Source organism: Halohasta sp. A2 (assembly GCF_056175805.1).
The window spans coordinates 17,568-30,062 of the sequence record NZ_JAQFWV010000036.1 but is presented as its reverse complement, the minus strand read 5'-3'; the positions used below and the strand labels follow the sequence as shown (position 1 = coordinate 30,062).

13 protein-coding genes and 1 pseudogene are annotated in these 12,495 nt (G+C 48.8%); 8 read left to right on the top strand and 6 right to left on the bottom strand.

Annotated features, from left to right (window positions below; translation table 11 throughout):
* Nucleotides 1–348: 348 nt before the first annotated feature.
* A complete protein-coding gene (locus tag O2S87_RS11345; RefSeq protein WP_475408904.1) occupies nt 349–726 on the top strand; it encodes a hypothetical protein in 378 nt (125 codons plus the stop codon).
* Nucleotides 727–1,205: 479 nt separating this feature from the next.
* On the opposite strand, the pseudogene O2S87_RS11340 reads toward O2S87_RS11345, so the two are convergent.
* Nucleotides 1,206–1,385, bottom strand: a pseudogene (locus tag O2S87_RS11340) (RNA-guided endonuclease TnpB family protein); the annotation flags it as partial.
* 144 nt (nt 1,386–1,529) lie between these two features.
* Between O2S87_RS11340 and O2S87_RS11335 the strand changes: the two are divergent.
* The 3 genes from O2S87_RS11335 to O2S87_RS11325 all read left to right on the top strand — a co-directional run bounded on the left by O2S87_RS11335 (nt 1,530) and on the right by O2S87_RS11325 (nt 5,171).
* On the top strand, nt 1,530–1,760 hold the full coding sequence (locus O2S87_RS11335; protein ID WP_475408903.1) for a hypothetical protein: 231 nt from the start codon (nt 1,530–1,532) through the stop codon (nt 1,758–1,760).
* A 26-nt stretch (nt 1,761–1,786) separates the two neighbouring features.
* Nucleotides 1,787–3,727, top strand: a complete 1,941-nt coding sequence (locus O2S87_RS11330; protein WP_475408902.1) for a PAS domain S-box protein — start codon at nt 1,787–1,789, stop codon at nt 3,725–3,727.
* A 664-nt stretch (nt 3,728–4,391) separates the two neighbouring features.
* Nucleotides 4,392–5,171 (top strand): HAD-IIA family hydrolase, encoded by a 780-nt coding sequence (locus O2S87_RS11325; protein WP_475408901.1) that lies wholly within the window; start codon nt 4,392–4,394, stop codon nt 5,169–5,171.
* A gap of 256 nt (nt 5,172–5,427) precedes the next feature.
* On the opposite strand, the gene O2S87_RS11320 is transcribed toward O2S87_RS11325, so the two are convergent.
* Both O2S87_RS11320 and O2S87_RS11315 read right to left on the bottom strand, forming a co-directional pair.
* Nucleotides 5,428–5,940 carry a hypothetical protein gene (locus O2S87_RS11320; RefSeq protein WP_475408900.1) on the bottom strand — a complete coding sequence of 171 codons (513 nt, stop codon included), beginning with the start codon at nt 5,938–5,940 and terminating at the stop codon, nt 5,428–5,430.
* Between the two features lie 270 nt (nt 5,941–6,210).
* Nucleotides 6,211–6,936: a putative periplasmic lipoprotein gene (locus O2S87_RS11315; RefSeq protein ID WP_475408899.1), complete on the bottom strand. Its 726-nt coding sequence runs from the start codon at nt 6,934–6,936 to the stop codon at nt 6,211–6,213.
* A 487-nt stretch (nt 6,937–7,423) separates the two neighbouring features.
* Between O2S87_RS11315 and O2S87_RS11310 the strand changes: the two genes are divergently transcribed.
* Nucleotides 7,424–7,693 carry a hypothetical protein gene (locus O2S87_RS11310; RefSeq protein WP_475408898.1) on the top strand — a complete coding sequence of 90 codons (270 nt, stop codon included), beginning with the start codon at nt 7,424–7,426 and terminating at the stop codon, nt 7,691–7,693.
* Between the two features lie 178 nt (nt 7,694–7,871).
* On the top strand, nt 7,872–8,156 hold the full coding sequence (locus O2S87_RS11305; RefSeq protein WP_475408897.1) for an ArsR family transcriptional regulator: 285 nt from the start codon (nt 7,872–7,874) through the stop codon (nt 8,154–8,156).
* 17 nt (nt 8,157–8,173) lie between these two features.
* Here O2S87_RS11305 and O2S87_RS11300 read toward each other — a convergent pair whose 3' ends face one another.
* The gene (locus O2S87_RS11300; RefSeq protein WP_475408896.1) at nt 8,174–8,590 is read right to left on the bottom strand and encodes a TRAM domain-containing protein; all 417 of its coding nucleotides are present in this window, start codon (nt 8,588–8,590) and stop codon (nt 8,174–8,176) included.
* Nucleotides 8,591–8,663: 73 nt separating this feature from the next.
* On the bottom strand, nt 8,664–8,810 hold the full coding sequence (locus O2S87_RS11295) for a hypothetical protein (RefSeq protein ID WP_475408895.1): 147 nt from the start codon (nt 8,808–8,810) through the stop codon (nt 8,664–8,666).
* A 301-nt stretch (nt 8,811–9,111) separates the two neighbouring features.
* Here O2S87_RS11295 and O2S87_RS11290 point away from each other — a divergent pair, with 301 nt between their 5' ends.
* Together O2S87_RS11290 and O2S87_RS11285 are read left to right on the top strand one after the other, a co-directional pair.
* Nucleotides 9,112–10,086 carry a DUF7983 family protein gene (locus O2S87_RS11290; protein WP_475408894.1) on the top strand — a complete coding sequence of 325 codons (975 nt, stop codon included), beginning with the start codon at nt 9,112–9,114 and terminating at the stop codon, nt 10,084–10,086.
* Nucleotides 10,087–10,559: 473 nt separating this feature from the next.
* Nucleotides 10,560–11,888 (top strand): Cdc6/Cdc18 family protein, encoded by a 1,329-nt coding sequence (locus O2S87_RS11285; RefSeq protein WP_475408893.1) that lies wholly within the window; start codon nt 10,560–10,562, stop codon nt 11,886–11,888.
* 190 nt (nt 11,889–12,078) lie between these two features.
* On the opposite strand, the gene O2S87_RS11280 is transcribed toward O2S87_RS11285, so the two are convergent.
* Nucleotides 12,079–12,309, bottom strand: coding sequence for a hypothetical protein (locus O2S87_RS11280; RefSeq protein ID WP_475408892.1), 231 nt, complete (start codon nt 12,307–12,309; stop codon nt 12,079–12,081).
* Nucleotides 12,310–12,495 lie beyond the last annotated feature (186 nt).

Genomic DNA, 12,495 nt, shown 5'->3' with positions numbered 1-12,495 from the left:
TAAAATTAAACGTCACGAGTAAATCCTTACGCAGTATAGTGTTTTCAGCTAGATAAATTTGCCGTGATGAACGCTCAAGAGCTACAGAATCTGACGTTTCTGTCGGTGTTTCTTGGACAGGCTGCTTAGACGCCACTAAAACAGTCTGACCGACCGCCGAGTATTGACTGATTCACGCCCGGACAACTGACATGACTGTTCTGTAGATACGCCTTCTATCTTGCACGGCCCGGTGTCACCCCTTCGAACTCCATCATAATTCGCTTGATGGATACGGAGGGTGTGTTCAGCAGATTGTGAGATACAGTATAGAAACCTATACCGCTCCACTGCACGAAGTCCCCGTACATGGAGAGCTCGAATACGTCCGCATTCATGTTGAGTATCGTGCTCGGAATCGCACTTGTCGTCTTGGGCGTTGGTGCCTACGTGCTCTCTGACTTTGCGAGTATCACGGCGCTCATTCCAACCATCTTCGGCGCTCTCATCGCCATCTTGGGTGTAGTGGGACACCGAGCGATAGGTCGGCAAAGACAGGCTGCCTACGGAATCGGCCTGCTGGCAGTGCTCGGAGTGCTGGGATCGACGCGTGGGATCCCGGACATAATCGCATTGCTAACCGGCGGAGCAGTCGAATCGACTACCGCGGTCGTTTCACAGGGCGTGATGATCGTCATCTGTCTCGTCCTTCTCCTCGCTGTGATACAGTTCCTCCGCGATACGTGAAGTACGACGACTCCCTAAACGATCTGCAGCCAGAGATCCGCTATTCCGGGCCCGCTAGGCTTGGAGTGTAAAATCGACGTTGTTGACGATGTCGAACAGCTAAGCGACCGTCGGTACCGCCGCTTTTCACTGAGATAGTATGCAAGATACGCGCCCTACATCTTGCACAGCACGTTCTGATAGAATCCAGATAGATTAGTCGGCCACGCCCCGAGAACGGCCCATGCTAACCGTTAAGTCAAACTTTGTATTTTGTAAGAAGAGTCCAAAGTTAGCGAATCTTCGGTATGTAAGTGGCATCTACATAGAATTTGTGTATGAGAAGCCTGACAAATCCTATGTCGGGAGACAATCCCCCTGACGCCCCCGACCGATTTTGAAAAAAACCAATCGAGAGTAGACTGAATAGTGGGGCACGATATTTCGCCCTTTGCTCTGGTGAACAAATCTACCCTGCCGCTCGCCTGACAGTTTGCGCTTCAGGGTGTCGTTAGAACAGAGCCTCTGACTGCTAACCAGAACCTTCGATTCTGGTGATGGGAGTTTCCTGTTTCCACGACACGCTTTGCAGATGCGAACATATCCACAGGGAGTACAGTCTCCACAGGGCTTGATCCGGAGCGTCCCACTCCTACATCTTCGAGGAGACGAGAAAGGATGAATTATCGACCTGCTCAGAGCAATCTTTCGTTCAACAAGGCAATCATCACTGAATACATCCGACTCAACGTTCACTGGGAATCCGAGTCGATAACTATTATTAACACCAGTGTGTTTATGATAATAAGGCCGTAAAATAAAATGTGATAGAAAAGAGCCGATTGAGTAACGTCGACATCAGACCGAAAATAGTGTTCGCACTCGTGCTTGTCGCGCTGTTTGCAGGTATCGCGGGCGGTGGTGGATATCTATGGGTTGGTGCCGTTGGTGACAGTTCAGGGACAATTGTTGAAGATACCGAAGAATTAGTTGCAGCATCAGAGATGCTGTACGCTACCAGCGAAAACATCAAAACCAACCAATACAATACATGACTAATTCCAACGTTTCAGCGAGTTCAATGCGGAATCGGCTTGATGAGGTCTGTCGACAAAATATTTCGTTCAAGGAAAAAGCAACTGAGTTGCTGACGCTTGGATCGGAGTATCTGGACGCTGACGGCGGGTATCTAACCGTCCTCAATCAAGAATCTACGTATTTGAAACGCGTTCTGAGTAGTGCTAATTATGAGCCCGTTCATGACGAACCGGCACAAGATCTCTCGAAAACATACTGTCGACGAACACTTGATGAAGACAAACAAATATCGGTCCACGATGCACCAAACCAGGGCTGGGACGATGATCCAGCGTTTCAGCTGTATGGTTACCACTGTTACATCGGGACCCCCATCATCGTAGATGGCGAACAGTACGGAACAGTCTGTTTTGTTACCAGCGAGCCTCGGGAGCCGTACAGCGATGCCGAGCGCCTGTTTGCTGAACTCGTTGCACGGGCAATCACACACGAACTCGACAGTGCCGAGAAAACACAGCAACTCACAAATCAGGCCAATCTCGCGACAGTGCTTAATCGAGTTCTTCGACACAACCTTCGGAACAATATGACTGTCATCCGGGGGCATGCGCAGGCGATGGCCGAGCAGGTGGACGACGATACCCATAGCCAGCAGGTCCTGCGGAAAGTCGACCAACTCATTGAACTCGGCGACAAAGCCCGTGATCTAGAGTCCGTGTTCGACCAAACGGCTGTGCGAAAGCCGACTGATATCGTCGCTCTCACCGAGCGTGTCGCGGACAGTGTTCGGTCGGACCACCCGACAGCAACAGTCACTGTCGACGCCACGGCTGCCACGACGGCAGTCCAGCCATGTTTCGAACAAGCACTGTCAGAGCTACTCGAAAACGCCGTCAAACATGGCGGTGAGAGCCCAGAAGTCGGTGTTAGCATCGATCAGACCGAAAATAGCATCCTCATCGAGATTACCGACGATGGCCCGGGGCTTCCAAAACAAGAACAGAAGGTCCTCAAGAGCGAGGTCGAAACGCCACTCGTCCACGGCAGCGGGCTTGGCCTCTGGCTTGTTCACTGGGTCGCCACCACTCACGGAGGCACTGTCGAATCGACGGTCACACCGACCGGAACAACAATGTCGGTATCAATACCACACATTGATACTCCGACGACAGAGCCAACCACGACCGACGATCAACTGCCCGAACTGACGCGCGCACGTGATCAGTACCGTGCTGCGTTCGAAGAGTCAAACGAAGCGATGGTGATCATGGATAATACGGCACGGATTCTTGATGCAAACGAAACTGCCGCAACGTTATACGGTGTGGCCCAGACAGAACTGCTCGGACGGTCACTCTCTGCGGTCGTCCCGGACAGTGTTGGTTTTGAGGAGCGCTGGGAGTCATTGAAACAGGACGGCACTGTTCGAGAAACGCTGACTATAATGAATGCAGGCGGTGATGAACGAGTCATTGAATACGTCGGTACTGCAGATGTTGTCCCGGGCCAACACCTTCTCATCGCACATGATATCACCGACCGTGTCGACCGAGAGGCCGAGCTTCGGATGAAGACGCGAGCTATGGACAACGCACCGATCGGTATCACGATCAGTGATCCAACTGCAGAGGACAACCCGTTGATATACACGAACGCCCAGTTCTGCGAACAGTTAGGATACGACAGATCCGAAGTGCTCGGTCGGAACTGTCGGTTTCCGCAGGGCACAAACACCGACCCCGAGACGGTCGACAGGATTCGGACTGCAATTCAAAACGAGGAACGGATTACAGAGATCATCCGTAATTACCGGAAAGATGGCACTCCGTTCTGGAATCGGCTAACCATTGCGCCAATCAAAGATAGTGATGAACAACTCGTAAACTTTGTCGGATTTCAGGAAGACGTCTCAGACTACGTTAACCGCAACCAAATGGTAACGAATCTACAGAAAGAGCTTGAGGTGTGGCGAGCAGTGCGGTAATACCTGTGGGCTGCAATTACTAGTTGGTCACACTCGTGCTCAACCCAACAAACCGCTATCTCAACTATGGGCTCTCGTTTATCTGAACATTATTGACAACCTAGTTCGATGGGGAGTTTGAGCATAAATTTAAATCGGTGCGTGATCATGTCCAATTGACCAGTCATACACCCAATCTACTCCCAATGCCCTGATTGAATAGAGAGTTTTCGTTCGATCGGATTTGTAATATAAAGAGAGGTACTTTTCGTTTTCAATGAAAAGCACTACCTTCTCGTTGGGTATGTGTTACTGCATTGAACGATAAACAATATCAGAAGTGTATGTAAATCGTGTATGTACACAATATGCTCAGATTAATCAGCCACCGATTACGTATCTCAATCTAGTTACTACAATGGTAGTTGGATAGCAGTTCCTTCATTCAAAAACGACCGTCTATGACGCTCTATCGTCGAATTTTGTGTCTGATATCATATATAACTAGATTCTATTTTTATATCACTATATTGAGCGTGTATTTATACCGGCTAAATTTACGATTGGTCAATAGAAACTCGCCTTAGAAAATATTAGTCGACGTACGTCCATCATTCCAAAATGACAATTTTGAGCTACCCCTACGCTGTCTTGCGATTAGAAACCTGCTATCCAACTACCTACAATGGATTCTGCGATCATCGATCTTGATGGAACCGTCTATAGATCTAAAACGGTCATTCCCGGAGCACCAGAAGGAATTGAATTCCTACGTGATGCTGGCGTCGACATAGCCTTCGTGACAAACTCATCAACAAAATCTAGAGAGAAGTGCCGAGATCGACTCGGATCACTTGGAATTGAGGTAAATGTGTCTGAAATTTTGACGAGCGCGTCAGTGACTGCCACGTACGTGACTGCTGAATACCCGGACGCAACTGTGATGACGATTGGCGAGCCAGCATTGCACGACGAACTCACACAGGCAGGTGCTACACTGACAACCGAGCCAACTGCTGCGGATGTTCTTGTTGTTGGAAACGATTCAAGCTTCGAGTTCGAGACACTGGCACATGGCCTACGGGCTGTCGACTCTGGGGCGGCGTTTGTAGGCACCAACGGTGATCGCAAGGTGCCAACTGACACAGGGTTAGATCCTGGTGCTGGAGCACTGATCGCAGCTATCGGCTACGCAGCGAACTATGATCCCGACATCATTTGTGGGAAACCCAACACCCCGATGATCAAAGTGAGCCTTGAGACACTTGGGACAGATCCAGACGAGTGTATGATCATTGGAGACAATCCGGAAACAGATATTGAGATGGGCCAGCGTGCTGGTCTTACAACGGTGCTTGTGTTGACAGGGTTGGTCGACAGATCCGATTCACTTCTCGATAAGGAACCAGCCGATTACGTAATTGAATCCTTAGGAGAGATCTCAACAATACTCGGTGATTCCTAATCAACCGACAGTAGATACAAAGTACGTTCTTGTGTGCAGACTGTCGCTAGACATATACGATTTCGAAGTATGGAGGCCTACAGAGAACATTGTTAATACCATCCGAAAACCTGCTATATATTGCCAAGGGAAGCGGTGACCATTGGTTCACTTGGAGAATCACTACAGCATGTCAACATCGGTCCGTCGATACCCACTGAATTGTTTGTTGGGTGGTATTAACTACCCCACAAACCCTGTGCTGTGGCTCTCTAAGTCACCCAGTGACTGTGTATACCCAGAACGCGACAATCGGAGATACCGCTACTAGCAGGCCGAGTACCACCGTTCCAAGGAGGATCCTCCGGTTGAGAGTGCGAAACTCAGTGTCGTATCGCCACAGTTGGAAGGTGACGAACGTGGCCGCGATGACCGTGCCACCGAGGATCAGAAACGCTGGTTGCCCGCCGATCTCCGGGGGTGGGCTTTGGGCCCCAATTTTCATCTGGGTCCCGAAACTGATCGCCCCGACAACAGCCGCTGTGAGTACGTAGGCGACACCAGCCACCACGTGTCGGAGTGCCGCGTCCAGTGAAAAGAGGTGAGCAGCCTCGGCTGATGGTTGTGGTGCCGCATAGCTCGCAACTCCAACGTACAGGAATGGGAGCGTCCCAATCCCAACCAGTAGCGCATATGGGAGAGTCACACTGGCCGCAAGAATGATCACTGCTGCCGTGATCACGTAGGTTTCCGTCGTCAGCCTACCCAGCACGAGCGGAGGGAGGAGCACGGCGGCGATCACCAAGATGCAGAATATAATTACGGAGACTGCGTTCGCTTTAGTTAATTTAAAATTAGAAAACGTTGACATACATCAGCTATTACTAACTCAATCTCATATATTTTCTGTAAGACTACAAGGCCCCATTGAACGAGGAAAAGCCACGATATTGACGAGAAAAACCTCAAACCGGATTCTACTTATTAATGTATTTGCGCGGAGTATTCAGGACAGTGCCAATTACCTGCATAATTACCCGGAATGGTCTGAGTCACTCGCTCAATCTTGAATTGTATTGACCGTTGGATCGTCCTTCTCGACCGAGATCGACTGATCTTCATCAAGCGTTACGGTAAATCCGAGTGTCACCTCATGTTCGGATGTATCATCCGATGATTGTCCGCGGTGAATTCTTACGGTATCCTTGAACTGATACTCGCCAGATGAAGGACATGATTCGTTTTGGTACTCGTATACCTCATACTGTTGGCTATTGGAATCTCCTCCCTCAAGTTCTGTTTCTATTGCTGGTTCTTCGATCTGCACGTCTGCAGATATATTCCAGCATCCATTCTCGGAACTATTCGGAATTGGATCATTCTCGCCTATCCAATCAAGCGGGCTCTCGTCTCCGGAAACGTCGGGAACGAGAACAAGCTGACCCTCGTCCGATTGGCCCTCACTCAAATACGATGCGAATGGAGAAGTACTACCCGTAGAGAGAGTTACTGGCGTTTCCAGTGTATTTGTCAAGCTAATTTGGATCTGTGCAGGGTGACTATCTGTGAACTCTTCTTCAATACTTACATCAAACGTTAAATCATCCGTTGTTATCGACTCTTCAGTCTGATTAGAAGGCTCGTTTGAATCCGACTCATCAGTTTGATTGGAAGTGTTGTTTGAATCGCCGGAGTTTGGGTTGCTGGCACAGCCTGTGAGCGTGAGTGCGACGGACGACCCCATTATGGAGAGGATAGTACGTCGTTTGTATGGAGAGGGCATCATGAGCAAACGGATGTGATAGAGTAGTGAATATTTTCTGTTTATGAAGAAAATGGAACTCCCTAGCCGACATATCCTCTACTGGTAATCACTCAAAGACATCTACTAATATTCCTTCATTGAGTGGATTTGGACCATCCGATTCATACTCCTCCGGAGGTAAGTAATCTGATTCTACTTGATACAATCTTATCCGAATGAAAACGGACCCAGCCTATCTCTGATACTAGCGCTCGGAGTCTTGCAGACACGTCTCTTCTGAGTCTATAAGACAGCCTATCAACCTCCGTGTAAGTCTTAACCAACAACCCTTGATACTTCATATCTTTTGTTGGTTAAGTGGTCTCGGCGGTGTTGGGCGGGTGATGAAGTGGGAAAAGAACGGTTCTCCGTGGCTGCTACCTACATTGGGTGTCCAAGAGAAAGTAGCCCACAATTGTTTATCCCCGCTTAAGTACCTGGGAAAAGTAACTCATACCAACCGTCAGAAATGGCATCAGAAGGCTACCCGCCACTCCCAGACTGGATCGAAGATTCGTATCTCCCTCTTGAGCGACATCTCTGCGAGCGGTCGGACGAGGACTCCTTTACACATCACCAGGCTACGGAACTCATCACTGAGGCAAATCCAGATTTTGGCGATGCCGATATCGATCACGCCCTCGATTATCTACTCGATCGGGGCTGGCTCTACCAAGTCGACGACCGGCTATTCATCACCGAGTTCCAGTGTGCAAAATTCGATGAGTCGACCGAGTGACTATATCAAGATGGTCGACATGGAGTGTCTGCGTTAACGACGGGCGTCGACCGCCGAATAACAACACCATAGACCACATACCAGAGAAACCGTTTCATACATTCCTCGTGATTAGTTGGCCGCGTTAGATTTTCTCCGAGTCAGTGGGATTATACACCCGAGTCGCCGATTCTTGATAATGACCACACAGGGAGATGCTCGGTCACAATCCTCGATAGAGCTGCGAGAGACAATCCAGAGTCTCCCACCAAGTGCTAAACTGGTTGCTCTTGTTCTCGAACACAACGGAACGCTCACCCAACGAGAACTCGCTGCAGAATCACTCCTTCCGGAACGGACTGTCCGGCTCGGCCTCAAACAGTTACAACAAGTCGACGTCGTTAAGTCAAGAACATCACTGAGAGATGCTCGAAAACGACTCTATTCGCTTGCTTCGGAGTCGACAACTGAGACAGACCAGTGAAAGGTCGCAGAGAGTAGTCAGTACCTGAACCGCTCAACGACATCTGCGAATGCGACGGTCTCTCTGACGTGTCGAATCTGTATCCGGACACGTTCGCCTACCTCGGTCTCGGGGACAATCACGACGAATCCACGCTCGACACGTGTGAGGCCGTCACCCTGGTCACCGATCTCATCTATCTCGACGATTCGTTGCTCACCGACGCTCACCGGTGGGCCCTGCTGGTCGACTCTGCGATCTGTATCACTACGTGTAGAGTCCGACTCATCCGCTGATGGGTCCGTCGCCGTCGACAACAGTGCGATCTTGTGAGTCCGTGAAGTGTCTACGAACCCCTGTTCAACCTCAGCTTTCGGGACTTCAATGACGTACGAATCGCTCTGTTCGTCGACGGTCGCTGAAAACAGACAGGTGAGATCTTCGGAGATTTCCATGAGGAGTTACGTATCGAGGGTCTCTACCGCCATCTATTGCGTGTTGTGGTCTGGATTCGTAGTTCGGAGACTACTACTCGAAATCGTAGCGAGCAATCGACTTACACTCACAGTTCGAACAACCACCCTGGTCGGTCTCGAACGTCGACCCGCAGCGTCGACATTCGTAGAGCGTTTCTGTCTCCTGTCGACCGAGTAACCACCCGAGTCGTGCGAACATCTTACAATCCACAATGAAAGTATTCCTGATAAAAGTCTCTGATCATTCACAACCTCTCCTCCCGGTGGTTTGTGGACTGTGATGCAATCCTTGGGATACCTCTTGTCAAAGGGAGTGGGAATAGAACCCACAAAGGTGAGACAATGCTCACCGTCAACGGGTGCCCCCAATGCGCTTCGGCCCTCCACAGCGAAGCGCGTCTGATAATATTCACTCCAGTAAGATAATCCTGTTTCCTAGTAAAGAATGATGAAGACTCGTCACTGGAGTTTTACACCTGCCACCCATTCAAATTGTCAGTATGCCCTTCTCAATCACCTGGCACTCCATTCTTGAGGAACTTGAGGAGGTTCCAGCCGACGCCACGTTTGTTACGCCACTGTCTGAACGTCCATTCAGACTCGAAGATATCCAAGAACATCGACTCCTCATCTCCTACCGTGATCAAAACACTACCCTCCCACTCAAACGATCCCAGTTCGAGCAGCTCTATGATCGTGTTGACGACGCTCACCAGGGCTTCGATCTTGATCGCCTTCCGGCTGACGCCGAACCCTACGCCACCGTTCTCTCTGTCCATCCCCACTTCGAAGTCGACCAGCGTGAGGGCGTTCTGAGAAACACTGAGACACCAACGCCCTCCTCGCTTGTCGACGCTCCACTCAGTGTCGACGACCAAACCGAGACAGGTCGTGAGGAACCTGATCTCCTACTCTATTCCGACTCATTGCTTCTTATCGACGCCCTCGAACGCTACAATCCAACTAATCTCTCAACGATGGAGACCGCCGAGTTGGTTAATCTCTACACCCTCTGTTCGGATGTCCAACGCAACGCAAACGACCTACGGCAGGAGGTTCGGTCAGTACTCCTGGACCGACTCCACCACGATCAACCCGTCCACGGGCAGTACGGCTCCGTCCAACGCACTAGTCGACGCAATCGAACGCTGAAGGATGACGAGACGGTACTCAAACTCCTCGAAACCGAAGGCATTGATCGCGAACGTATCACCACCGTCGACGCCTCCAAAGTCGATGAGGCTCTCGATGTGACAGAACTCTCAGAGTCTGATCTCTACGACATCGAGGAGAGTCAGTACGTCCGCAAGGCCGATGTCGACGAAGAACGCAAAGAATCGCGCCTCCAGGGCCTCAAAGATCAACTCGCTGCTGCCGATTCACCCGAAACTACCGAGCTCCAACGCGAAATCGAAGATCTCGAAGTTCGTATCGACGAACTCACCAGCTTCAGTTCCGCAAACCAAGTCGACTGAATTGTCTTTCAAATACAGAGAGACAAGAAACGAGAGTCTCATAATTAATAGGGGTCACACACCACCCTGCAAGTGTTCTGTGAATAGAAAAGCGTCTACTTCACCCAGATTGATATGGGCCCATAGTATATAAATAAAGTTCTAAGATGAGTGTCTACTAGACATATTACAATCAAAAACGGTAGGAGGGAGTACGATTTGTGATTTCTAATTAGAGGCAATAACAACAACAACAACAACACTTATACTAATAGTAAGTAGTAACGGTGTCTCGACCTAAAATTTTACTAGTTTAGCTGTTCTAGTGCACGTTTAGCAGGTTTCCTCCCTCCAGTTATTGTAGGGAACCCCTCACCTTCGAATAGAAGATAACACTTGCAGGGTGGTGTGTGAGGGGTTACTTCTAAGAACACTTGTAACACTTGCAGGGTGGTAGAAGCGTTTATTACTGTACAGTCTATCCTAGTCAACAAATGGTCGACTTGGGCGACAATCCGTTTGATACAACTGATGCGATCTTTGAGTGGAAGCAACCACTCAAAAAAGACACATTCAGCCCTGAAACCATCTTTCACCGGGACGAAGAGATTAGTTTGTATATTAACGCGCTTCAAGATGTTGTCGTTGGTCACGATCCAAACAACATATTCGTTTTTGGCCCAACTGGCGTTGGAAAGACTGCTGTGACGAAGTGGGTACGGGATAAACTCCAAGAGAAAGCGGGTGAGGAAGGTGTTCCACTTCACGTTATTGGACCAATTAATTGTCGAAACTACCGATCAGCCTATTCACTGGTGACTTCACTTGTCAACGAGTTCCGCGAACCCGATAACAAACTTCCCGAGAGCGGTTACAGTACCGACAATGTCTTTGAGTTTTTGTATGATGAAATCGAATCAGTCGGAGGTAATGTGTTGATCATCCTCGATGAGATTGATAATATACCTCCAGACGCTCGAAATGATTTTTTATACGACCTCCCACGTGCTGAGGCTAACGAGAATACTCCAATTGAGACCGCAAAAATCGGATTAATTGGCATATCGAACGATTTGAAATTTGTCGACGTGCTTGAGCCAAAGGTCAAATCAACACTTGGTGAACGTGAGATTAAGTTTGGACCATACAACGCTAACGAACTCCGTGATATCCTTGGTTACTACGCCGATATGGCATTCAGAGACGGTGTACTTCAGGATGAAGTGGTACCGCTTGCAGCAGCATTCTCAGCTCAGGAGCGTGGTGATGTTCGTCAGGGCCTCCGTATTCTTGAAAAAGCAGGTGAGTACGCCCGTATGAGCGATGGAAATGTGGTCACCGAGGAGCATGTCCGACAGGCAACTGAGACAATTGAAACAGATGAATTGCTAGATTATTTTGAGGACGATCTCAGCTCGCAGCAAGCACTTACATATCTTGCAACAACGCTCGCAATTATTGAACCTGGACATGAGGCAACTACAAAAAGAGTGTATAATTTGTACTCCTCTATCGCAGAATCAAGCGATAGACCCGTTAAATCAGAACGCAAACTGTACGAGTTCTTAGACCAACTCTCGATGCAGGGATTAGTCCGCTCTGCCGAACAGAATCTTGGTATCAAAGGTGGTCGCAAATTCATTTACGATGTAACTGACGATCCAAGAGATATACTCAACGCTGCACTCAAATCAAGTTATAAAAATGCCGTACCTAGTAATGCCAAACGGGTGTTGAAATCACATCTTGAAGACGAGGCATCAGAATTTCAACCTCCAGATACATCGGATCCTCAGCAACAAAATCTATGGAAATTCACATGAGGAGGGTATTATCGGTATAACACTTGCAGAGTGGTGTGTCCCATAGAGCACTTGCAGCTTGGTGTGGTGGTGAAAACACTTGCAGGGTGGTGTGTCCTATAGAACACTTGCAGCTTGGTGTGGTGGTGAAAACACTTGCAAGGTGGTGTATCCTATACTGTATTCATATCATCAAATTTTAAATAGATAATTAGTTCTGCCGCGGGTCAATCATAAGTTCATATACTCCAGTATCAAATAAATTCTCAACATGATCATGTTCAGAGAGTCGTTTCATGCGTTGATTAATATACTGTCGAGAAACCTCTGTACCTCTTTCTTCCAAAATCATTTTTATTAGAGTAGGAGTTGCTCGTCCATCTGTTAGCACGTCAAGAATTTTTTCGTCAAGACCGTTTAATTCATCTTCTGTTAGAGTCATTACAGTCTGCTTTCTACTCTGTGACTACAATACCATCGCATACAGATTTGGCTAGGTCACACTCTATGGTAACCTTTGGATAGTTGTTTCTATCGTAAGTTTACAATAGCAACTATTAAGTGGTACACACTACTACAGAAGCGTAAGCACAGGAGCGGTAGAATGCCGCCGGGTGCTGGAACACCC

Excerpts from the sequence above, each read along its gene's own strand:
- O2S87_RS11345 (WP_475408904.1), top strand. The coding sequence starts at position 349 with ATGGAGAGCTCGAATACGTCCGCATTCATGTTGAGTATCGTGCTCGGA.
- O2S87_RS11330 (WP_475408902.1), top strand. The coding sequence starts at position 1,787 with ATGCGGAATCGGCTTGATGAGGTCTGTCGACAAAATATTTCGTTCAAG.
- O2S87_RS11325 (WP_475408901.1), top strand. The coding sequence starts at position 4,392 with ATGGATTCTGCGATCATCGATCTTGATGGAACCGTCTATAGATCTAAA.
- O2S87_RS11315 (WP_475408899.1), bottom strand. The coding sequence starts at position 6,936 with ATGATGCCCTCTCCATACAAACGACGTACTATCCTCTCCATAATGGGG.
- O2S87_RS11310 (WP_475408898.1), top strand. The coding sequence starts at position 7,424 with ATGGCATCAGAAGGCTACCCGCCACTCCCAGACTGGATCGAAGATTCG.
- O2S87_RS11305 (WP_475408897.1), top strand. The coding sequence starts at position 7,872 with ATGACCACACAGGGAGATGCTCGGTCACAATCCTCGATAGAGCTGCGA.
- O2S87_RS11300 (WP_475408896.1), bottom strand. The coding sequence starts at position 8,590 with ATGGAAATCTCCGAAGATCTCACCTGTCTGTTTTCAGCGACCGTCGAC.
- O2S87_RS11295 (WP_475408895.1), bottom strand. The coding sequence starts at position 8,810 with ATGTTCGCACGACTCGGGTGGTTACTCGGTCGACAGGAGACAGAAACG.
- O2S87_RS11290 (WP_475408894.1), top strand. The coding sequence starts at position 9,112 with ATGCCCTTCTCAATCACCTGGCACTCCATTCTTGAGGAACTTGAGGAG.
- O2S87_RS11285 (WP_475408893.1), top strand. The coding sequence starts at position 10,560 with ATGGTCGACTTGGGCGACAATCCGTTTGATACAACTGATGCGATCTTT.
- O2S87_RS11280 (WP_475408892.1), bottom strand. The coding sequence starts at position 12,309 with ATGACTCTAACAGAAGATGAATTAAACGGTCTTGACGAAAAAATTCTT.